22 protein-coding genes are annotated in these 21,252 nt (G+C 61.9%); 8 read left to right on the top strand and 14 right to left on the bottom strand.

Annotation, left to right across the window (positions count from 1 at the left end; translation table 11 throughout):
• Positions 1-15: 15 nt before the first annotated feature.
• A complete protein-coding gene (yaaA, locus tag HF916_RS33875; RefSeq protein ID WP_168793184.1) occupies positions 16-798 on the bottom strand; it encodes a peroxide stress protein YaaA in 783 nt (260 codons plus the stop codon).
• 57 nt (positions 799-855) lie between these two features.
• Between yaaA and HF916_RS33870 the strand changes: the two genes are divergently transcribed.
• Positions 856-1,353: a putative toxin-antitoxin system toxin component, PIN family gene (locus tag HF916_RS33870; protein ID WP_168793183.1), complete on the top strand. Its 498-nt coding sequence runs from the start codon at positions 856-858 to the stop codon at positions 1,351-1,353.
• 142 nt (positions 1,354-1,495) lie between these two features.
• A complete protein-coding gene (locus HF916_RS33865; RefSeq protein WP_168793182.1) occupies positions 1,496-2,668 on the top strand; it encodes a pyridoxal phosphate-dependent aminotransferase in 1,173 nt (390 codons plus the stop codon).
• A 106-nt stretch (positions 2,669-2,774) separates the two neighbouring features.
• On the opposite strand, the gene HF916_RS33860 is transcribed toward HF916_RS33865, so the two are convergent.
• A complete protein-coding gene (locus HF916_RS33860; RefSeq protein WP_168793181.1) occupies positions 2,775-3,422 on the bottom strand; it encodes a glutathione S-transferase family protein in 648 nt (215 codons plus the stop codon).
• 126 nt (positions 3,423-3,548) lie between these two features.
• Here HF916_RS33860 and HF916_RS33855 point away from each other — a divergent pair, with 126 nt between their 5' ends.
• From HF916_RS33855 to HF916_RS33830, 6 genes are all read left to right on the top strand, one after another.
• On the top strand, positions 3,549-5,114 hold the full coding sequence (locus HF916_RS33855; RefSeq protein ID WP_168793180.1) for a 3-hydroxyacyl-CoA dehydrogenase: 1,566 nt from the start codon (positions 3,549-3,551) through the stop codon (positions 5,112-5,114).
• Positions 5,111-5,899, top strand: coding sequence for an oxepin-CoA hydrolase, alternative type (locus tag HF916_RS33850; protein ID WP_168793179.1), 789 nt, complete (start codon positions 5,111-5,113; stop codon positions 5,897-5,899). The genes HF916_RS33855 and HF916_RS33850 overlap by 4 nt, the downstream gene beginning before the upstream one ends.
• Positions 5,900-5,910: 11 nt before the next feature.
• Positions 5,911-6,627: a histidine phosphatase family protein gene (locus HF916_RS33845; RefSeq protein ID WP_168793178.1), complete on the top strand. Its 717-nt coding sequence runs from the start codon at positions 5,911-5,913 to the stop codon at positions 6,625-6,627.
• 21 nt (positions 6,628-6,648) lie between these two features.
• Positions 6,649-7,755 (top strand): phosphotransferase, encoded by a 1,107-nt coding sequence (locus tag HF916_RS33840; RefSeq protein ID WP_168793177.1) that lies wholly within the window; start codon positions 6,649-6,651, stop codon positions 7,753-7,755.
• Between the two features lie 92 nt (positions 7,756-7,847).
• Positions 7,848-9,107, top strand: coding sequence for an acyl-CoA dehydrogenase family protein (locus HF916_RS33835; protein ID WP_168793176.1), 1,260 nt, complete (start codon positions 7,848-7,850; stop codon positions 9,105-9,107).
• A 157-nt stretch (positions 9,108-9,264) separates the two neighbouring features.
• Positions 9,265-9,966: a glutathione binding-like protein gene (locus HF916_RS33830; protein WP_168793175.1), complete on the top strand. Its 702-nt coding sequence runs from the start codon at positions 9,265-9,267 to the stop codon at positions 9,964-9,966.
• A gap of 95 nt (positions 9,967-10,061) precedes the next feature.
• Here the strand turns inward: HF916_RS33830 and HF916_RS33825 are convergent, their stop codons facing one another.
• The 12 genes from HF916_RS33825 to nuoL form a co-directional block, all read right to left on the bottom strand.
• Positions 10,062-10,538 (bottom strand): MaoC family dehydratase, encoded by a 477-nt coding sequence (locus HF916_RS33825; protein ID WP_168793174.1) that lies wholly within the window; start codon positions 10,536-10,538, stop codon positions 10,062-10,064.
• Positions 10,535-10,993 (bottom strand): MaoC family dehydratase, encoded by a 459-nt coding sequence (locus HF916_RS33820; protein ID WP_168793173.1) that lies wholly within the window; start codon positions 10,991-10,993, stop codon positions 10,535-10,537. Before HF916_RS33820 ends, HF916_RS33825 begins: the two co-directional genes overlap by 4 nt.
• Positions 10,994-11,028: 35 nt before the next feature.
• A complete protein-coding gene (locus tag HF916_RS33815) occupies positions 11,029-12,156 on the bottom strand; it encodes an acyl-CoA dehydrogenase family protein (RefSeq protein WP_168793172.1) in 1,128 nt (375 codons plus the stop codon).
• A gap of 10 nt (positions 12,157-12,166) precedes the next feature.
• On the bottom strand, positions 12,167-13,363 hold the full coding sequence (locus tag HF916_RS33810; protein ID WP_168793171.1) for an acyl-CoA dehydrogenase family protein: 1,197 nt from the start codon (positions 13,361-13,363) through the stop codon (positions 12,167-12,169).
• A 48-nt stretch (positions 13,364-13,411) separates the two neighbouring features.
• Positions 13,412-13,837, bottom strand: a complete 426-nt coding sequence (locus HF916_RS33805) for a DUF1178 family protein (RefSeq protein WP_168793170.1) — start codon at positions 13,835-13,837, stop codon at positions 13,412-13,414.
• A 228-nt stretch (positions 13,838-14,065) separates the two neighbouring features.
• Complete coding sequence (locus HF916_RS33800; RefSeq protein ID WP_168793169.1) at positions 14,066-14,590, bottom strand: helix-turn-helix transcriptional regulator; 525 nt, start codon at positions 14,588-14,590, stop codon at positions 14,066-14,068.
• 54 nt (positions 14,591-14,644) lie between these two features.
• Positions 14,645-14,890 carry a hypothetical protein gene (locus HF916_RS51115; RefSeq protein WP_240975792.1) on the bottom strand — a complete coding sequence of 82 codons (246 nt, stop codon included), beginning with the start codon at positions 14,888-14,890 and terminating at the stop codon, positions 14,645-14,647.
• Positions 14,891-15,231: 341 nt separating this feature from the next.
• On the bottom strand, positions 15,232-15,816 hold the full coding sequence (locus tag HF916_RS33795; RefSeq protein ID WP_168793168.1) for an NUDIX domain-containing protein: 585 nt from the start codon (positions 15,814-15,816) through the stop codon (positions 15,232-15,234).
• A 41-nt stretch (positions 15,817-15,857) separates the two neighbouring features.
• Positions 15,858-16,154, bottom strand: coding sequence for a DUF2818 family protein (locus HF916_RS33790; protein ID WP_168793167.1), 297 nt, complete (start codon positions 16,152-16,154; stop codon positions 15,858-15,860).
• Complete coding sequence (nuoN, locus tag HF916_RS33785; protein ID WP_168793166.1) at positions 16,154-17,626, bottom strand: NADH-quinone oxidoreductase subunit NuoN; 1,473 nt, start codon at positions 17,624-17,626, stop codon at positions 16,154-16,156. The genes HF916_RS33790 and nuoN overlap by 1 nt, the downstream gene beginning before the upstream one ends.
• A 25-nt stretch (positions 17,627-17,651) precedes the next feature.
• On the bottom strand, positions 17,652-19,142 hold the full coding sequence (locus HF916_RS33780) for an NADH-quinone oxidoreductase subunit M (protein ID WP_168793165.1): 1,491 nt from the start codon (positions 19,140-19,142) through the stop codon (positions 17,652-17,654).
• A gap of 14 nt (positions 19,143-19,156) precedes the next feature.
• A complete protein-coding gene (nuoL, locus tag HF916_RS33775) occupies positions 19,157-21,238 on the bottom strand; it encodes an NADH-quinone oxidoreductase subunit L (protein WP_168793164.1) in 2,082 nt (693 codons plus the stop codon).
• Positions 21,239-21,252: the final 14 nt, after the last annotated feature.

The raw sequence follows: 21,252 nt of genomic DNA, 5'->3' as shown, positions 1-21,252 counted from the left end.
TCTGCGCGGCGACGCTTATTCAGCGACGCGGCGGCGGAATACGTAAGTGGAATCGTTCGAGGCCTCGGCGTCGAACGCGTAGCCGTCGGCGTTGAAGTCCTTCAGTTGCTCAGGCCTGTCGAGGCGGTTTTCCACGGCATAGCGCGCCATCAAGCCGCGCGCGCGCTTTGCATGGAAGCTGATGATCTTGTAGCGGCCGCCCTTCCAGTCTTCGAAAACGGGCGTGATGATCGGCGCTTCGAGCAGCTTCGGCTTGACCGACTTGAAGTACTCGCCCGATGCGCAGTTCACCAGCACGCGCGACGCCGCGGCGTTCTTCTTCAGTTGCGCATTCAACGCCTGCGTGATGCGCTCGCCCCAGAACGCGTACAGATCCTTGCCACGCGGATTGGCGAAACGCGTACCCATTTCGAGCCGGTACGGCTGCAGCAGATCGAGCGGACGCAGCAAACCGTACAGGCCCGACAACACCCGCACGTGGTTCTGCGCATAGTCCAGATCCGCCGACGACAGCGTCTTCGCATTGAAGCCCTCGTACACGTCGCCGTTGAACGCCAGCACCGCCTGCTTGGCGTTGTGCGTGCCGAACTTGGGCGACCATTCTGCGTAACGCTGGAAATTGAGGTGCGCGAGCTGATCCGAAATGTCCATCAGCGAGGCGATCTGCTGCGGCGACAAAAGACGCAATCCGCCGATCAATTCGGCCGCGTCGTCGACAAAATCGGGGATCGTGTGCTTTTTGACGTGAGGCGGGGTTTCGTAGTCGAGCGATTTCGCCGGCGACAGAACGATTATCATAGAGGCTTGCAGGCACGCCGTGCCTGGCGGTCAAAGACGAAAGCCAGATTGTAACGAATGCCCGGTTCCCATGCCTCACCCGACGCTTTGCGCGTCGTCCTCGATTCCAATGTGTGGATCGACATTCTCGTGTTCGACGACCCGCACACGCGGCCGATCGCGGCCGCGCTCGAAAGCGGCGCGCTGACCGCGCTGATCGACGCGCGCTGCCTCGCCGAACTCACCTACGTGCTCGACTATCCGCAATTCGTGCATCGGAATGTGGACAAGGCGGCGGCGCTGGCGGTCGTTTCACGGCTCGCGCAGTTGGTCGAACCCGAGGCGCAAGCGGAAGATGCCAAGCCCTTGCCCAAATGCAAAGACCGCGACGACCAGAAGTTTCTCGAGCTCGCGCACGCCGCGCAGGCCGACTGGCTGGTTTCGAAGGACCGTGCAGTATTGAAGCTGGCCAAGCGGATCGCCCGTGACTTCGGCTTTCAGATCGCCCAGCCGGCGCCGTTCGTCGCCGCCACCGGCATGTCCCTGAGCGCCGCCGGCGAGCCTTTAACCGCATGACCCTCCAGCCGCATGGCCCTGGCCAGACGGCTAACGTGAACTGCGCGGCGCACACACGGCGCCGCGATTCCCTACAATCAGGCTTCGCCCGTTTCAAACGACGCCTTTGCCTAACTCACTTGCCCACGCTCCGGACAGCGCCATGAATGCACCGCACGACACGCCCTCGACTCCCACGTTTCCGTCTCGCCTGCCGGACGTCGGCACGACGATTTTCACCGTGATGAGCGCGCTCGCCGCCGAAAAAGGCGCGGTGAATCTGGGTCAGGGCTTTCCCGATTTCCACTGCGATCCGCGGATCGTCGACGCGGTCGCGGACGCCATGCGCGGCGGCCACAACCAGTACCCGCCGATGGCCGGCGTCGCGCCGCTGCGTCAGGCGATCTCGGACAAGATCGAGAACCTGTACGGCCGCCGCTACAACGCCACCACCGAAATCACCGTAACAGCGGGGGCGACGCAAGCGTTACTGACCGCGATTCTCTGCACAGTCCACCCGGGCGACGAGGTGATCGTGGTCGAGCCGACCTACGACAGCTACCTGCCGTCCATCGAACTGGCCGGCGGCACGCCGGTGTTCGTCACGCTCGACGCGCCCGACTACGCGATCCCGTTCGACAAGCTCGCTGCCGCGATCACGCCGAAAACGCGGCTCCTGCTGATCAACACGCCGCACAATCCGACCGGCACGGTCTGGCGCGCGGAAGACATGCGCAAGCTCGAAGAGATCGTGCGCGGCACCAACGTGCTGATCCTGTCCGACGAAGTGTATGAACACATGGTCTACGACGGCGCGCCGCACGAGAGCGTGGCCCGCTATCCGGAACTGGCGCAACGCAGTTTCGTGGTGTCGAGCTTCGGCAAGACCTATCACGTAACGGGCTGGAAGGTCGGCTATGTGGCCGCGCCCGCCGCGCTCACCGCCGAGTTCCGCAAGGTGCACCAGTTCAACGTGTTCACGGTCAACACGCCGATGCAGATCGGTCTTGCCGACTACATGAAAGATCCGGCGCCGTATCTCGACCTGCCGGCGTTTTATCAGAAGAAGCGCGACTTCTTCCGCGCCGGCCTCGCGAACTCACGCTTCAAGCTGTTGCCGTGCACGGGCACATACTTTCAGTGCGTCGACTATTCGGCGATCAGCGACTTGCCCGAAGCCGAATTCGCGCAATGGCTGACCGGCGAGATCGGCGTCGCGGCCATTCCGGTCTCGGCGTTCTATCACGAGGCCCATGAGTCGGGCGTGGTGCGCTTCTGCTTTGCCAAGCAGGAAAGCACGCTCGCCACCGCGCTCGAGCGGCTGGCGCGTCTCTAGCATGTCCCGCGCGATGCTGCGAACGAACCTACGTTCCTCGCCATCGCGCGCAGCGGCCCGGGCGTGCGCGGCACGCCCCGGTTCGCACTCTTCCGCGCAACGCCCGTCAAGCCGGGCGCGACGCCGCGATATGCGCCTTGCGGTCCTCGGTCACACGCTGCGCGGCCGGCCTGGCGTTGATCGCTTTCACATAGCTCTTCCAGTCGATGCCCGCATCGAGCAGAAAATCGCGGCCGTAGATGGTCTGCGTCGCCATGCCCACCAGCGGCAAGCTCACATAGCCGGCCGTATCCGCGACGCTGAAGCGCTCGCCCCTCAGATACGGCCCGAACTTCACGATCCGCTTGAAGCCGGCAATGTGATGCTTGAGCAGTTTCTCGACACGCCCTTTGGTCGCCTCGGTCACAGTGCCGCCAAAGAACGCTTCCTTGTAGAGATTGCGCACGGTCAGTTCGAGATGCACGTCGACGAACATGATCAGTTCGCGCTCCTTGGCGGCTTCCCAAGGATCGGTGGAGAAAATCTCCTTGTCGGGAAAACGCGCGGCCAGATACTCGACAATGCATTGCGATTCGCACAGATCGCCGTCTTCAGTCTGCAGATAAGGCACTTTTCCGAGCGGCGAATGCTCGAGCATGGCCTCATCCTGACTGGGCTTCACGGACACTTCCTCGAACGGAATGCCGTGTTCGAGCAGCACGAACTTCACTTTGTTGTAATAGTTAGAGAGCGCGAAACCGCACAGCTTGATCATTGGGTGTCTCCTTCCCTTGAGTTGTATGCGACCGCCCATCAATGTCACGGCAGCGGCCTTCGATCAATCATCCAGTAAATTGCACGATCGTGCTATTCAAAAATAACCATGGAGTCGAGCATCGCAATGACCTCTCGCAATTTCAGCATCGAAACCATCGGCATTGTCGGAACCGGAGCAATGGGTCGCGGTATCGCCCAGATTGCCGCACTGGCCGGTCTCACCGTACGTCTGTACGACACCAACCCTGCTGCGATCGGCGCCGCGCGCGACTACCTCGCCGAGACTTTCGCCAAATTGACCGCTAAAGGCAAGCTCGACCAGGCCCGTTCGCTTGCGGCGCTCGCGAACGTGAGCGGTGCGCAAGCGATCGGCGATCTGGCTGGTTGCGATCTGGTCGTCGAGGCGATCGTCGAGAAACTCGACGTGAAACAGGCGCTGTTCCGCGAACTCGAGGCCGTCGTGAGCGGCCGATGCGTGCTGGCGTCCAACACATCGTCGCTGTCCATCACGGCGATTGCCGCCGGCTGCAGTGACCCGTCGCGCGTGGTCGGGTATCACTTCTTCAATCCCGTGCCGTTGATGAAGGTCGTCGAAGTGATCGACGGTCTGCGCAGCGACCCTGCAGCAGGCGACGCGCTGATGGACCTCGCGCGCCGCATGGGTCACACGCCGGTGCGCGCGAAAGATATGCCCGGCTTCATCGTGAATCACGCGGGTCGCGGCATGAATACCGAAGGCTTGCGCGTGGCGGGTGAAGGCGTGGCCAGCTTCGCCGACATCGACCGCATCATGCGCGAGCAAGCGGGCTTTCGCCTCGGGCCATTCGAGTTGCTCGATCTGACGGCGCTGGACGTCTCGCATCCGGTGATGGAGTCGATCTACCACCAGTTCTATGAAGAGCCGCGCTTCACGCCGTCGCCCATTACCGCCACTCGGCTCGCGGGCGGACTGATCGGCCGCAAGACCGGCGAAGGTTTTTATCGCTACGAAGACGGCAAGCAGCAAGTGCCCGCCGAAGCGCCCGCGCCGACCGGGCTGCCGGCCAGCGTGTGGGTCAGCAAGCGTTATCCGCAAGCCCACGACGCGGTCGTGCAACTCATCGAGAAAGCCGGCGTGAAGCTCGACGACGGCGCCACGCCCGCAGCGAACTCGCTGATCGTCGTCACACCGTTTGGTCACGATGCGACCACGGCCGCGGTCGATGAAGCGCTGGACGCAACCCGCGTCGTCGCAATCGATGCGCTCTTCCCGCTCGTCGGCGCGCACCGCCGTACGCTGATGACAACACCCGCCACCACGCGCACCGCGCGCGACACGGCACATGCGCTCTTTGCCGCCGACGGCGTGCCCGTCACCGTGATCCGCGACTCGACCGGCTTCGTCGCGCAACGCGTGGTAGCGACCATCGTCAACATTGGCTGCGACATCGCGCAAAAACAGATCGCCACGCCGGAGGACATCGATCTCGCCGTGACGCTCGGCCTCGGCTATCCGCGCGGCCCGCTTGCGCTCGGCGACGCGCTCGGTGCAACGACCATTCTCGCGATCCTGCGCAACATGTTCAGTGTGCTGGGCGATCCGCGCTATCGTCCGTCGCCCTGGCTCGCGCGGCGCGCCCAGCTTGGCCTGTCGCTGATCCAACGCGACGCGGCCGACACCGAAACGCAGACTCAGGAGACGCAACAATGAGCGCCGAACTGCTGACCTCGCGCCCCACCGAAAGCGAATCGACGCTGGTCCTCACGCTATCCAACCCCGGCGCACGCAACGCGCTGCATCCGGACATGTACGCCGCCGGCATCGAGGCGCTCGACTCGGTGGAGCGCGATCCGTCCATTCGCGCCGTCGTGATTACCGGCGCCGACAACTTCTTTTGCGCGGGCGGCAATCTGAACCGCCTGCTGGAAAACCGCGCGAAAGATCCGTCCGTGCAAGCCGAGAGCATCGATCTGCTCGGCGAGTGGATCTCGGCGCTGCGTCTTTCGTCAAAGCCGGTGATCGCCGCAGTGGATGGCGCCGCCGCCGGCGCGGGATTCTCACTCGCGCTCGCGTGCGACCTGATCGTGGCCGCGGACGATGCCAAATTCGTCATGTCGTATGCACGCGTCGGCCTGACGCCGGACGGCGGCGGGTCGTGGTTTCTCGCCCAAGCCCTGCCGCGTCAACTAGCCACCGAAGTGTTGATCGAAGGCAAACCGATCGGCGCCACACGTCTGCATGAACTCGGTGTCGTCAACAAACTGGTCAAGACCGGCGCCGTGCGCGACGCCGCAGTCGCCTGGGCTGACGAACTCGGGAAGATTTCGCCCAACTCGGTCGCGCGCATCAAAGGGCTGATCAGCGCAGCCGGTGCGCAGCCGCTCGCCGATCATCTCGTGGCCGAGCGCGACAGCTTTGTCGCCTCGCTGCATCACCGTGAAGGGCTTGAAGGGATTTCCGCGTTCCTCGAAAAACGCGCTCCGGTCTATAAGTGAACGAAGGGACGATGCCCGACTATCAACTGCCCAAGCGCCGCCGCATCTTTCTGATGCGTCACGGCGACGTCACCTACTTCGACGACTCCGGTCGCGCGATCGATCCCGAAACCGTGCCGCTGAACGCCAACGGACGCGAGCAGGCCAGCGCGGCGGGCCGCGTGTTCGCCGAACAGCAGATCCGCTTCGACCGGGTGATCGTCAGTGGCTTGCCGCGCACTATCGAAACCGCGCGGCGCGTGTTGGCCGAGACCGGTCAGCAAATCGAACTCGACATCGAGCCTGCCTGGGAAGAGATTCGCAGCGGCAAGCTCAACAATATTCCGCCGCAGGATATCGAGGCCGCGTTTCTCGGCGTGTTCGACGGCATCGTTCCGGAAAGCACGCGCTTTCTCGAGGGCGAGACCATCGGCACGTTGTTCGATCGCGTCTTGCCCGCGGTCACTGCGCTGCGCGAGGACACGTCGTGGGACACCGTGCTGCTCGTCCTGCATGGCGGCGTGAACCGGGCGATCCTGTCGCATGCGCTTACGGCCGGCGGCCGCACGTTCTTCGGCCATCTGGCGCAAGCCACCGGCTGCATCAACGCGCTCGACGTAGGCGCTGCGCCGCGAGACTGGGTGCTGCGCACGATCAACTATTCACCACCGTCGCCGCTGCATCGCGACGTCCGCAACACCACGATGGAAATGCTCTACGCACAATTCACCCAATACAAGCGTAGCTGAACCCCGAACGGGAGGAGACAGATGGTGCAAGCCACACCGAGCGGCGAACCAGAACATCAGCCGCACTATTCGGATTACGAGGGCACGCGACCCGTCAGCGAGCGGCAACGCTTCGACACCGGCGCGCTTGCCGACTGGCTGACTCAGCATGTCGACGGATTTTCCGGGCCGCTCACGCTGGAGCAATTCGCCGGCGGCCAGTCCAATCCGACGTTCAAACTGCTCACGCCGTCGCGTTCATATGTGATGCGCGCGAAGCCTGGCCCCGCAGCGAAACTACTGCCGTCGGCGCACGCCGTCGAACGTGAATACCGCGTGATGCATGCGCTCGCCGACACCGACGTACCGGTCGCAAAAATGCTCGCCTTGTGCGAGGACGAGAGCGTGATCGGCCGCGCGTTCTATGTGATGGAGTTCGTCGAAGGCCGCGTGCTGTGGGATCAATCGTTGCCCGGTATGACGCCCGGCGGGCGCGCCGCCATCTACGACGAAATGAACCGCGTGATCGCGGCGCTGCACAGCGTCGATGTCGCGGCCGTGGGTCTCGCCGGCTACGGCAAGCCAGGCAATTACTTCGCGCGCCAGATCGGTCGCTGGAGCAAGCAGTACATCGCGTCCGAGACCGAGCCGATCGACGCGATGCAGCGGCTGATCGAATGGCTGCCGCAGCATATGCCGGCCGAAACGGGCGAGCGCGCATCGGTCGTGCATGGCGACTACCGGCTCGACAATTTGATCTTTCATCCCGACGAGCCGCGCGTGCTTGCCGTGCTCGACTGGGAGTTGTCGACGCTCGGCGATCCGCTTGCCGACTTCGCGTATCACTGCATGGCGTGGCACGTCGATCCGACGCAATTCCGCGGCATCGCGGGTCTCGATTGGGCTGCCCTCGGCATTCCCGACGAGCGGCAATACGTCGAGCGTTATTGCCAACGCACCGGCTTCGAGATTCACGGCGACTGGAATTTCTACCTGGCGTACAACATGTTTCGCATTGCCGCGATCCTGCAAGGGATCATGAAACGCGTCGTCGACGGCACCGCGGCCAGCGCGCAGGCACTCGACGCCGGTCGTCGCGCGAAGCCGATGGCCGAACTCGCCTGGCGCTACGCGCAGAAAGTGCGCTGACCGGAATCGCGCGCTGAATCGCGCGTCCGGCTGTGCGTTCTGCTGCGCTCCGAACAAACGTCGTCCGTTACCCGTCATCCGCGAGGTCTCACATGAATTTCGATTACACCCCGAAGGTTCAGGCGTTGCGCGAAAAACTGCTCGCATTCTTCGACGAGCACATCTATCCGAATGAGCAGGCGTTCTACGCGGAAATTGCACGCAATCGTCAGAGTGGCAACGCGTGGGTGCCGACCGAACTGATCGAACAACTCAAACAAAAAGCGCGCGACGCCGGCTTATGGAATCTATTCCTGCCCGACTCCGTGCGCGGCGCCGGCTTGACGAATCTCGAGTACGCGCCGCTGTGCGAGATCATGGGCCGCGTGCCCTGGGCGCCTGAAGTATTCAACTGCAACGCGCCTGACACCGGCAACATGGAAACGATCGAACGCTACGGCAGCGACGACAACAAGCGCGCGTGGCTCGAACCGCTGCTGCAAGGTCAGATCCGTTCGGCGTTTCTGATGACGGAACCCGAAGTGGCGTCGTCGGATGCGACCAATATCCAGACCAGCATCGTGCGCGACGGCGATTACTACGTGGTCAACGGCCACAAGTGGTGGTCGTCCGGCGCGGGCGATCCGCGCTGCAAGATCTATATCGTCATGGGCAAGACCGATCCGGAAGCGCCGCGCCACCAGCAGCAGTCGATGATCCTCATTCCCGCCGACGCCACCGGCATTACCGTGCATCGTCCGCTCACCGTCTTCGGTTACGACGACGCGCCGCACGGGCACATGGACATCACGCTCGAGAATGTGCGCGTGCCGGTCACCAACATGCTGCTCGGCGAAGGCCGCGGCTTCGAGATCGCGCAGGGCCGACTCGGGCCGGGACGCATCCATCATTGCATGCGTCTGATCGGTCTTGCTGAACGCGCGCTCGAACTCATGTCGAAACGCTCGCTGCAACGTGTCGCGTTCGGCAAGCCTGTCGCCGCGCAAGGCGTCACGCAGGAACGTATCGCCGAAGCGCGCTGCATGATCGAGCAGGCGCGTCTTCTCACGCTGAAAACGGCCTACATGATGGACACCGTCGGCAACAAGGGCGCGCGCGGCGAGATCGCCATGATCAAGGTGGTCGCGCCGAACATGGCGTGTCAGGTGATCGACTGGGCGATTCAGGCGCACGGCGGCGGCGGTGTCAGCGACGACTTTCCGCTCGCGTATGCCTACGCGTCGGCACGAACGCTGCGTTTCGCCGACGGTCCCGACGAGGTGCATCGCAATGCGATCGCCAAACTCGAACTGGCGCGTTACACGGATGCCGGTGCGGCGGCTCGCGTGGAGACGCCGATCACGCGGGTTTGACGCTGAGTTGAGCCGAGCCGTCACGCCCCGGTGCCGCGAGGTCGCGAGGTCGCGACTGACTTGCAGCGCCGCAAGCAGCATCGCGCGATCTATGCTCTAATTTTCGTCAACAGCGGCGCCCTTCGAGGCGCCGCTTTCACGAAACAAAGGAACTACGATGATCGACGTTTATAGCTGGGCGACCCCGAACGGCCACAAGGTTCACATCATGCTCGAGGAAACGGGCCTCGCGTACAACGTGCACGGTGTGAATATCGGCGCGGGCGACCAGTTCAACCCTGAGTTTCTCGCCATCAGCCCGAACAACAAGATCCCGGCAATCGTCGATTCCGAGGGCCCCAAGGGCGCCGACGGCCAGCCGTTCGCCTTGTTCGAATCGGGCGCGATCCTGATTTATCTCGCCGAGAAAACCGGCAAGTTTCTGCCGACCGATCCGGCCGCGCGTTATTCGGCGCTGCAATGGCTGATGTTCCAGATGGGCGGTCTGGGTCCAATGCTCGGTCAAACGCACCACTTTCGGAACTATGCGCCGGAGCAGATTGAATACGCGGTCAACCGTTACACGAACGAGACGAAGCGTCTGTATGGCGTGATGGACACGCAACTCGGCAAGACGCAATATCTCGCGGGTAACGACTATACGATCGCGGATATCGCCGCGTTCCCGTGGACACGCTCGTGGCAAAACCAGGGTGTCGAACTGGATGCGTTTCCAAATGTGAAGCGCTGGCATGAAGAGATCGCCGTGCGTCCGGCAGTCGTGCGCGGAGTGGAAGTGCTGGCGTCCGCGCGTCAACCGCTCATGGACGACAAGGCAAAAGAAATACTGTTCGGTGCGACGCAATACGCGAAACATTGAATTCGCCGCGGCATAGGAAGCGGCGTCAGTAAAAAAGCGCGACCGGTATTCATGCCGGCTCGCGCTTTTTTAACCTGCCATGCGCCGCCGCAACGCTAGAAATAATGCCGCGTGATGAACTCCGCGACACACACCGGCCGCTCACTGCCCTGCCGCTCCAGCGTCACGTTCCACACCACTTGCACACCGTTGTTATCGATTTCGGTAACGGACTCGACCGCGAATCTAGCGCGCAACTGTGAGCCGACCAGCACCGGCGACGTAAACCTCACGCGGTTCAATCCGTAATTGACGCCCATGCGCTGCTCGAGCGCCACCGTCTTACCGAGTAGCGCCGGGATCAACGACAGCGTCAGGAAACCGTGCGCCACGGGACCGCCGAACGGCGACTCGCGCCGCGCCCGCTCCGGGTCGACGTGGATCCATTGATGATCACCGGTCGCTTCGGCGAAACGATCGACGCTCGCCTGATCCACCGTCAGCCATTCGCTCACGAGCGGCTCGCCGCCCACCAACGCGCGCAAGGCCGCCGCGCTGCCGAACGTTGCGGCGGGCGCCGCGCTGCCCGTCATGACGCGGCGCCTGGATTGCGCAGCCCGAACAGTCCCTTCGAGCGCACCGTGATCACCGTTTCGCCATGCTGATTGATGCCTTCCCACTGCGTCGACACGATGCCGCGATCCGGCTTGCTCTCCGAAATGCGCTTGTCGAGCACGGCGTTCATCATGGTGATCGTGTCGCCGACGCGCACCGGCTTCAGCCAGCGGATATCGTCGATACCGGGCGAGCCCATCGACGTGGAACCCGCGAACGCGTTCCGCACCAGCATGCCCATCATGACCGAACAGGTATGCCAGCCACTCGCGACCAACCCGCGGAATGGCGACTCGGCGGCTGCGGCTTCATCCAGATGAAACGGCTGCGGATCGAACTTCTGTGCAAACTCGACGATCTCTTCGCGCGTGAACGTGTGCTTGCCGATTTCGATGCTCGTGCCGACTATGAAGTCCTCGTAACTCAAACCCATCGTCGCACCTCCTTGTATTCGATTCGAATGTCTGATCAGGCTTCGGCAGTCACGAAGCCGGGTAGCGCGGCGAACCGCGCGAGATGGTGATCGACATCGCCCAATGTGGTTTCGATGATAGCAAGCCGCTTGAACAGATGCGCCGCGGCCACTTCGTTCGTGACGCCCATGCCGCCATGCAACTGAACCGCCTGCTGGCCGACGAAACGCGCGGCTTGACCGACCCGCGCCTTCGCGGCGGAAACCGCGCGGCGACGTTCGTCCGCATCCGTGCTCGTGTAGCGCATCGCGGCCAGATACGTGACGGAACGCGCCTGCTCGGCGTGAATCAGCATCTCGACCATGCGATGCTGCAAGGCCTGAAACCGCGCGATCGGCTGGCCGAACTGCTGACGCGTCTTGGTGTAGTCGACGGTGGCGAGGTTCAAGGCGTCGAGCGCGCCGATCGCCTCGGCGCACAACAGCACCGTGCCGTAGTCCGCGATGTGTTCGAGCGCGGCCGCACCGCCGTGTTTGCCGGCCAGTCGGCGCGCCGGCGTGCCGTTGAATTCGAGTGTGGCGGCGCGCTGGCCGTCGATCGTGCGGTAGTCCGTGATCTTGACGCCGGCCGCGTTGCGCGCCACAACGAAGAGTGCGATCTCGCCGTTCAGCCGGGCCGGGACGATCCAGTGATCCGCTTGCGCGCCGTGTTGCACCACAGACTTCGTGCCGGTCAGTGTCTGCTTCTCGTCTTGGCCGGTTGCGATTGTCTCGACCGCGAACAGGTCGTAGCGTGCATGCGGTTCGTGAAATGCCACGGCCAGTTTGATCTCGCCTTGAGCAGCGCGTTCGAGCAGCGACGCGTCTTCGCCCTGATCGCTACCCGCGAGGCGCAACGCTTCGATGCCGACCGCGGTCGCCCAATAGGGCTCGATGACCAGCGCGCGACCGAGTTCCTGCATGACCACGAGCATGTCGATCGGGCCGCCGTTGAAACCGCCTTGCGCTTCCGGTACCGGCAACGCTGTCAGGCCCAGTTCGGCAAACGCGGCCCAATGCGCGTCCGACACCCCGGGTTCCGATCGCACGATCGCCTGACGCGCTTCGAACCCGTAGCTCTTGTCCAGATAGCGGCGCAGCGCGTCAGCGAATTGCTGCTGTTCGTCGTTGAAAGTGAAGTCCATGCGCCGCTCCTCAGAGTCCGAGAATCATCTGCGCGATGATGTTCTTTTGAATTTCGTTCGAGCCGCCGTAAATCGACGTCTTGCGGAAGTTGAAGTAGTACGCGGCGAGAGGCGCGGCATCGTCGTCGCCGGCCAGGCTGTGTTCGCGTTCGCCTTCGAGGAACGGCACGTCGAACGGTGCGGCAAGCGGTCCGACGGCTTCGAACATCAGCTCGGTCAGCGCTTGCTGCACTTCCGTGCCCTTGATCTTCAGCATCGACGCTTCCGGTCCCGGTCCACGTCCGCCTGTTTCATTGGCGACCACACGTTGCACGGTGACTTCGAGCGCCATCAACTCGATCTCTAGGCTCGCGACTTTCGCGGCAAATACCGGGTCTTGCAGCAGCGGCTTGCCGTTCTTTTTCTGATTCAGCGCAAGGCGTTTCAGGAAAACGAGTTCGCGCTTCGACTGGCCGACCCGCGCGATGCCGGTGCGCTCGTGACCGAGCAGATATTTCGCGTAAGTCCAACCGCGATTCTCTTCGCCAACCAGATTGTCGACCGGCACCTTCACGTCTTCGAAAAAGACTTCGTTGACTTCGTGGTCTTCGTCGAGCGTAATGATCGGCCGCACGGTGATGCCCGGCGTTTTCATGTCGATCAGCAGGAACGAGATGCCCTCCTGCTTTTTGGCGCCGCTGTCCGTGCGCACCAAGCAGAACATCATGTCAGCGTACTGGCCGAGCGTGGTCCATGTTTTCTGACCGTTGACCACGTAGTGGTCGCCGACGCGCTCGGCCCGCGTGCGCAGCGAGGCCAGATCGGAACCCGAGCCGGGCTCGGAATAGCCCTGGCACCACCAGTCCGTACCGTCGAGAATACGCGGCAAGTAGTGACGCTTCTGTGCCTCGTTGCCGTACTTCATCAGCACGGGCGCCACCATGGAGACGCCGAAAGGCAGCACGGACGGCGCGCCGATACGCGCGCACTCTTCGTCCCAGATGTGCCGCTGGGTCGCGTCCCAGCCTGGGCCGCCATATTCTTTCGGCCACGCGATCGCCGACCAGCCGCGCGTGCCGAGCAGCCTATGCCAGCCCGCGAAGTCTTCGCGGGCAAGACGCTTGTGATTGAGTACCTTGTCGCTCAGCTCGCGCGGCAGATTCGCTTCGAGCCAGGCGCGGATGTCTGCGCGGAACGCGTTATCAGCGGGGGAACAGTCCAGATTCATGCGTCGTGTCTCCTGGCCGCCACCACCCGCCGCCAGTGAGCCACTGCGCTATTGCAGCGGTTCCTTCAAGGCAGCCGGGACCGGCAGCGGCATCACTTCGATGCCTTCTTCGACCAAGGCTTTCGCGTCTTCCGGTGTCGTGACACCGCGAATATTGCGTGCGGGCGCTTCATTGTAGTGAATGCGCCGTGCTTCCTCGGCGAAGCGGTCGCCCACGTTCTCGGTCTTTTCCAGTACCTCGCGCAAGGCGCGCATCACACGCGCCTGCATTTCCCCTGCGCCCGCTGGCGCTTTCGTTTCGGTCGCGCCCGACAGGTTCAGGCGCGGGGCCGACGGCAAACGGCTCACCTCGTTCGCACCGCACATCGGACATTCGACGAGCTTGCGGGACTGCTGCGATTCGAAGTCATCAGCCGAAGCGAACCAGCCTTCGAACCGATGGCCATGCGGACACTGTAAATCGAGGACCTTCATGTGGAATCAGGGCTTGCGTGCCAGTTTAGCGCAAAACGGAAATTTGTGAACGGTCGTTCGTAAATTTCTACGGACGAAGGTGCCGACGCCGGAAGTTGCTGACAATTCGAACGCGGTGGGCGATTTTAACGCTTTGCGCGAACGCCTGCCGAAGGTGCTCCGGAAGGCAAACAGGCTTGCCGATCACATACGCTTGCGGGGCTTGGCATGCTGCCTGCCGCGCTGCTTCTATGCGACAAGACATTCCAGTTGACGGCCAAGCCGCGGCTCGAGTTCGCGTGCCTCTTTCGCGAGGTTGATCTGCTTGACCGCTCTCGCAATGTCGAACACGTCTGCCTTGATGTCATAGCCGCCGCGCGCAGCGAGCCAGTCAAGGATGTCCGACAGATGCCATACCGACGCACTGCCCTCGTGAACCGGCGGCGGAAAGTCGATTGCGTGGCTCAGCATCAGCTTGCGCATGTTTTGCCGTGACACGCCGGCGACTTCGGCGACGTCAGTCAGGCCGACGAAATCGGGGCCGGCCTCGACAAGACGCGCGGATGGCACCACTCGCTTGATGTCCTGGAGAGCGCTGACCAGCGCCTCGAATGCGGACGTGCCTTCGCGAGTAAAAAACAGCGCGATGCGGCCCGGTTGCCCGATACCAACGGTGGCGTCGTCGCACCCGGCTTCACCCAGACGCTCGACGATCGCGTCAAGATCGCAGTCTTCAGCCGCGAGCCGGTACTTCAACGTGAACACATATTCCATAAATTACTCCTGCCTTCATTCAGCCCCAAGGCTTTCGCCCAAAGAACGGATTTGCTACCGGCGAGCCGTGCAGTTGTCGACGATGCACCGCAGATGTCTGGCGTGGTTGCCGGGATTCTTCGGCGTGCTCCAGACGCTCGATATGCAGAACTCACCGCACCGACACTCCGCGTCTTTATCAGGACAGTACATTTTTCCCCAAGCGTGACCTTTGCCACCGCCCTGAACACGCCAGCCGTTTCTCTCGGCATACGCCAACGCGGCCTCGACCTCTTTCTTAGAATGGGTTCCTCGAACCATCTAATGTCCTCCAATTTAGCGAGTAACGAACAAGTTGTCAACTGACAACCTGTTCGTTACTCGGAATCAAATGCGCCCACCACAACTTCGTTATCCGAAATAAAACGAATAGTGGCAGTCGCTCTCAAAGGTCGATACTAGAGGGACAAAGGCCGTTGGGCGAGACTGTCGAATGGCATAAGGCAAACGACACACTTTTAAGACGCCGGCCAACACGCCAGCGATGGTGCGATGTCGCACGCCTCGCAATGAGAAAAGCCCCTGCCGGTCTTAGACCAACAAGGGCTTTTCTCAGACTTCCGAAGTGGCGCGCAACGCGCGCACCTTCTTCTCTACCGACGTTATTCCGGCTCCGCCAACGGCCACGCACCCGACAACACCTTCTCCAGCCAGAACGTGCCGATCACCGTCTTGACATCAGACACCTTGCCGGTGCGCACCCACTCGGACATCTCGGGCACAGTCGCCGTGAACAGTTCGAGAAATTCGCCTTCGTCGAGCTTGCGCTCACCGGCGCTCAAACCGCGCGCGAGGTAGATATCGATGAATTCGGTCGAGTAGGAAATGATCGGGTGAATGCGTGTCAGATAAACATACTCGCGCGCGGTATATCCTGTCTCTTCCCGCAGCTCACGTATCGCACAGGCCAGCGCGCCTTCGTTCGGATCGAGCTTGCCGGCCGGATACTCGACCATGACCTTGCCCATCGGATAGCGATACTGGCTTTCGAGCAGCACGCGGCCGTCGTCGAATAATGGAATCACCATCACGGCGCCGGAATGCTGAACATATTCGCGCGTGGCGTGCTTGCCGTCCGGCAGGCGAACGGTGTCGCATTTGAGCGTCAGAAACGGCCCCTGATGGATCGTTTTGCTCTCAATGCAGGTCTCTTTGAGCGCGGCGTCGTGATCGGGAAGTTCAGCCATATGCGGACCTTGGGACAGGGTGCGCCGACGGCGAGACGCCGTCAGCGGCGTTTGACGAGAAACTGGAAGGTGAAGCCAGGGAACGCGAACACCACGAAGAGCGCGAACGTGATCGCGTAGAACTGCCAACCCTGTTCGAAGCGGTTACCCGCGCGCGCTTCCAGCAGAAAACCGAGCGCGCCGACCACGAAATACAGCACGATCAATTCGGCAATCCGGAGCCAGGCGCTTTTCTTCGCCGCTTTCAACGGCACGGCGGCGAAGAGGCGCTGATTCAGGAACGGCAAGTTGGCGCCGACCAGCGCCAACAGCACGATAAACCAACCCGCTGCCGACATCAGAGCAGCAGCGTGTGCTGGATAGCCTGCAGGCAGGCCTTCAACAACGGGTCCGGCACGATACCGAGCACCAGCACGGCGACACCATTGAGCGCGAGCAAAGCACGCGTGCTGCTGTCAGCGAGAATGGGCGACTTGTCTTGTGGATCATCGAAATACATCAGCTTGACGATACGCAGGTAGTAGAACGCGCCGAACAGCGAGGTGATCACGGCCAGCACCGTCAGCCAAGTCAAACCGGCATTCATGGTGGCCTGCAGCACCGCGAGCTTCGCGTAGAAACCGACCGCGGGCGGAATGCCGGCGAGCGAGAACATCATGATCATCATCACGAAGGCGAACACCGGGCTGCGTTGATTCAGACCCTTGAAGTCTTCGAGCGTGTCCGCTTCGAAATCGCGGCGCGCCAGCAGCATGATGACGCCGAACGTGCCCAGCGTCGTGATCAGATACACGATGCTGTAGAACATGGCCGAACCGTATGCATTGGCCGCACCCGTGGTCTTATTGTCGACCACGCCGGCCAGCAGACCCAGCAGCACGAAGCCCATGTTCGAGATCGCCGAGTACGCGAGCATCCGCTTGACGTTGCGTTGCACGATACCGGTAATGTTGCCGACGATCAGCGACAGTGCAGCAAGAATCACGAGCATTTGCTGCCATTCCACGGCCAGCGGCAGCAGACCCATCACGAGGAAACGCAGACCCCAGGCAAATGCGGCAACCTTCGGACCGCCGCCGACCATCAGCGTCATCGCCGTCGGAGCGCCTTGATACACGTCAGGCACCCACATATGGAACGGCACCGCGCCCATCTTGAACGCCACGCCCGCCACGATGAAGATCACGCCGAACAGCAGCACGCTCGGATCGTAGTGGCTCGTGCCGATCGCCTTGAACACTTCGTTCAGGTCGAGCGAACCGGTCGCGCCGTACAGCATGGAGATGCCGTACAGCAGGAAACCGGAAGCCAGCGCGCCCAGCACGTAGTACTTCATGGCCGCTTCGTTCGACGGCGCTGCGTCACGACGCAGGGCGATCGCACCATACAGCGACAGCGACATCAGTTCCAGGCCGAGATACAGCGTCAGGAAGTTGTTGCCGGAGATCATGACTAGCTGGCCGAGCAACGAGAACATGCCCAACAGGAAGAACTCGCCGCGGAACAGGCCGCGATCTTCGAGGTAACGTCGCGAATAGACGATCGACACCGCGTAGCCAAGCGTCACCACCGCTTTCATCACGTTGGCGAACGAATCCACCACGTACATGTGGCCGAAGTAGTAGCGCACTTGTGGATCGAACGCGTTCATCGCGAACCAGACGCCGGCGACCAGCGTCGAGAAGAACGCGATGAAGTACGTGGTACGGCGACCGGCCTGGCCGACGAACGTGTCGTTGAGCCACGCGACGACAACGGCGAGCATCACCAGCGCGTCGGGCAACAGAGCAGTCATAGGGGCGTTTTGCATGGTCTTTAAATTCCTCCGCTCGGCGTTACTGAGGCAACGGCAGCTTTGACTGCGCAACGTGGGAGAGGAGGTTTTCCACGGATACGTGCATCACATCGGTAAAGGGCTTCGGATACAGGCCCATGAACAGCGTCAGTGCGGCGAGCACTGCCAGCATGAAAAACTCGCGACGGTTGATGTCGAGCAGACCCTTCACGTGATCGTTGGCGATCGCGCCGAAGTACACGCGCTTGTACATCCACAGCGTGTAGGCCGCGCCGAGAATCAGCGTGAATGCCGCGCCACCCGCAATCCAGAAGTTGTACTGGACCGCAGCCAGAATCACCATGAATTCGCCGACGAAACCCGAGGTGCCCGGCAGGCCGCAATTCGCCATGGAGAACAGCATGACGAACGCCGCGAACTTCGGCATCACGTTGACGACACCGCCGTAATCGGCGATCTGACGCGAATGCATACGGTCGTACAGCACGCCGATGCTCAGGAACATCGCGCCCGACACGAAGCCGTGCGAGATCATCTGCACGATCGCGCCTTCCACGCCGAGCTGGTTGAAGATGAAGAAGCCGAGCGTCACGAAACCCATGTGCGCGATCGACGAATACGCGACCAGCTTCTTCATGTCCGTCTGCACCATCGCGACGAGACCGATGTAGATCACCGCGATCAGCGACAGCGTGATGACGACCGGCGCCAGGAAGTGGCTCGCGTCCGGCGTGATCGGGAGCGAGAAGCGCACGAAACCATATGCGCCGAGCTTCAGCATGATCGCGGCCAGCACGACCGAGCCGCCGGTCGGCGCTTCCACGTGGGCGTCAGGCAACCACGTGTGAACCGGCCACATCGGCACCTTCACGGCGAAGGCCATGAAGAACGCTATGAATATCAGCACCTGAGGCGTCATGGCGATCTGCGCATGCTGCCACGTGGCGAGGTCGAACGTGCCGGTCTCGATGTACAGGTACAGCAACGCGACCAGCATCAACAGCGAGCCCATCAGCGTGTACAGGAAGAACTTGAAGGCCGCGTACACACGGTTCGCCCCGCCCCACACGCCGATGATGATGTACATCGGAATCAGCGTCGCTTCGAAGAACACGTAGAACAGCATGCCGTCGGCCGAGCTGAACACGCCGACCATGATGCCCGACAGGATCAGGAACGCGGCCAGGTACTGACCCACGTTCTTGGTAATCACTTCCCACGCGGCGATCACGACGATCACCGTGATCAATGCGGTCAACACGACGAACCACATCGAGATGCCATCGACACCCAGGTGATACGTGATATTGAAGCGCTCGATCCAGCTCGCCTTTTCGACGAACTGCAGATCGGCGGTGCTCGAATCAAAACCGGTAATCAGCGGAATCGTCACGAGAAAGCTGACGACCGAACCGATCAGCGCAATCCAGCGCGCGGGAGCCGGGTTCTGGTCGGAACCGATGGCCAGGACCAGGAGGCCGACGAGGATCGGCAACCAGATCGCAATACTGAGAATCGGATAAGCGTGCATTAGTGTCCCTCGCCTTATTTGCCGCCGAGCGTTACAAACAGGGTCAGGAGCCCCAACATGCCGATAATCATGGCGAACGCGTAGTGGTAGATGTAGCCGGATTGGAGGAAACGGATCACGCCGGCGAACCAGCCGATAAAGCGTGCGCTGCCGTTGACGATGCCGTCGATCACCACGACGTCGCCTTCCTTCCAGAGACCACGGCCAATTGCCACGGCGCCCCGCGCAAACACGACTTCGTTGATCTTGTCCATGTAGTACTTGTTATCGAGCAGCGTGTAGATCGGACCGAACGCGCGCTTGATGACAGCGGGCAAATCCGGACGAATCAGGTACAGGAACCATGCGACCACCACACCCGCGAGCGCCAGCCAGACCGGCAGACCCGCGACCGAGTGCAGACCCATCGCCGCCCAGCCCTGGAATTCTTCAGCCATCTCATGCAGCGCCGGATGGTTTTCGCCGATGAAGATCACCTTGTCGAACGCCACGCCGTGCTGGAAGAAGTCGCCGAACAGCATCGGGCCGATGCCGATCGCACCGATCACCACCGACGGGATCGCCAGCAGCACCAGCGGCAGCCACACCACCCACGGCGTTTCGTGCGGCTCGTGAGCGTGGTCGTCGTGACCGTGGCCGTGCGAATCGTGACCATGAGCGTCGTGGCCATGGCCGTCATGCGTGTGGGCCGCGGCTTCGATGCCCATCGGCGATTCCGGATGCTTCGGATCGCGGAAGCGCTCCTTGCCGTGGAACACCATGAAGTACATACGGAACGAATACAGCGCGGTCACGAAGACGCTCGCCACCACGGCGAAGTACGCGAAATCCGAGCCCGGCAGATGCGACAGCTTCACTGCGTCGATGATCGAATCTTTCGAGTAGAAGCCCGAGAAGAACGGTGTCCCGATCAGCGCCAGCGAACCCACCAGCGACGTGATCCACGTGATCGGCATGTACTTGCGCAGGCCGCCCATGTTGCGCATGTCCTGATCGTGGTGCATGCCGATGATCACGGAACCCGCGCCGAGGAACAGCAGCGCCTTGAAGAACGCGTGCGTCATCAGGTGGAAAATGGCAACCGGGTACGCCGACACGCCGAGTGCAACCGTCATGTAACCGAGCTGCGACAACGTCGAGTAAGCCACCACGCGTTTGATGTCGTTCTGGACGATCCCGAGGAAGCCCATGAACAACGCTGTAATCGCACCGATCACCGTAATGAACGACAGCGCGCTATCCGACAACTCAAACAGCGGCGACATGCGCGCGACCATGAAGATACCGGCCGTCACCATGGTTGCCGCGTGAATCAGTGCGGAGATCGGCGTCGGGCCTTCCATCGAATCCGGCAGCCAGACGTGCAGAGGGAACTGCGCCGACTTACCCATCGCGCCGATGAACAGGCAGATGCAGGCGACCGTCAGCAGACCCCAGTCCGTGCCGGGGAAGCTCAATGCCGCGAGTTCGGTGCGCTTCGCGAACACGTCGCCGTAGTTCATCGAACCGGCGAAAGCGAACAGCAGGCCGATGCCGAGCAGGAACCCGAAGTCGCCGATGCGGTTCACGATGAACGCTTTCATGTTCGCGTAGATCGCGGTCTCACGGGTGAAGTAGAAGCCGATCAGCAGGTACGACACCAGACCCACCGCTTCCCAGCCGAAGAACAGCTGCAGGAAGTTGTTGCTCATCACGAGCATCAGCATCGAGAACGTGAACAGCGCGATGTACGAGAAGAAGCGCTGGTAGCCGTCGTCGTCGGCCATGTAGCCGATCGTGTAGATGTGCACCATGAGCGACACGAAGGTCACCACGCACATCATCATCGCCGTCAGCGAGTCGACCAGGAAGCCGATCTCGAACTTCGTCTTGCCGATCGACATCCATTCGTAGATGGTCGCGTTGAAGCTCGCGCCGCCTAACACCTGAAAGTAGACAATGGCCGAAAGGATGAACGCGATCGCCACGCCGAGGATCGTCACCGAGTGTGCGCCGGCTCGCCCTACCGCTTTCCCGAACAGCCCCGCAATCAGGGAGCCGGCCAGCGGTGCCAGCGGGATCGCCAGCAGCAGGTTTTCATTGAGTGTCGTTGACATAACCGCTTTACCTG

This window comes from Paraburkholderia aromaticivorans (assembly GCF_012689525.1).
GTDB lineage: Bacteria > Pseudomonadota > Gammaproteobacteria > Burkholderiales > Burkholderiaceae > Paraburkholderia > Paraburkholderia aromaticivorans_A.
This window is presented reverse-complemented; position numbering and strand designations above follow the sequence as displayed.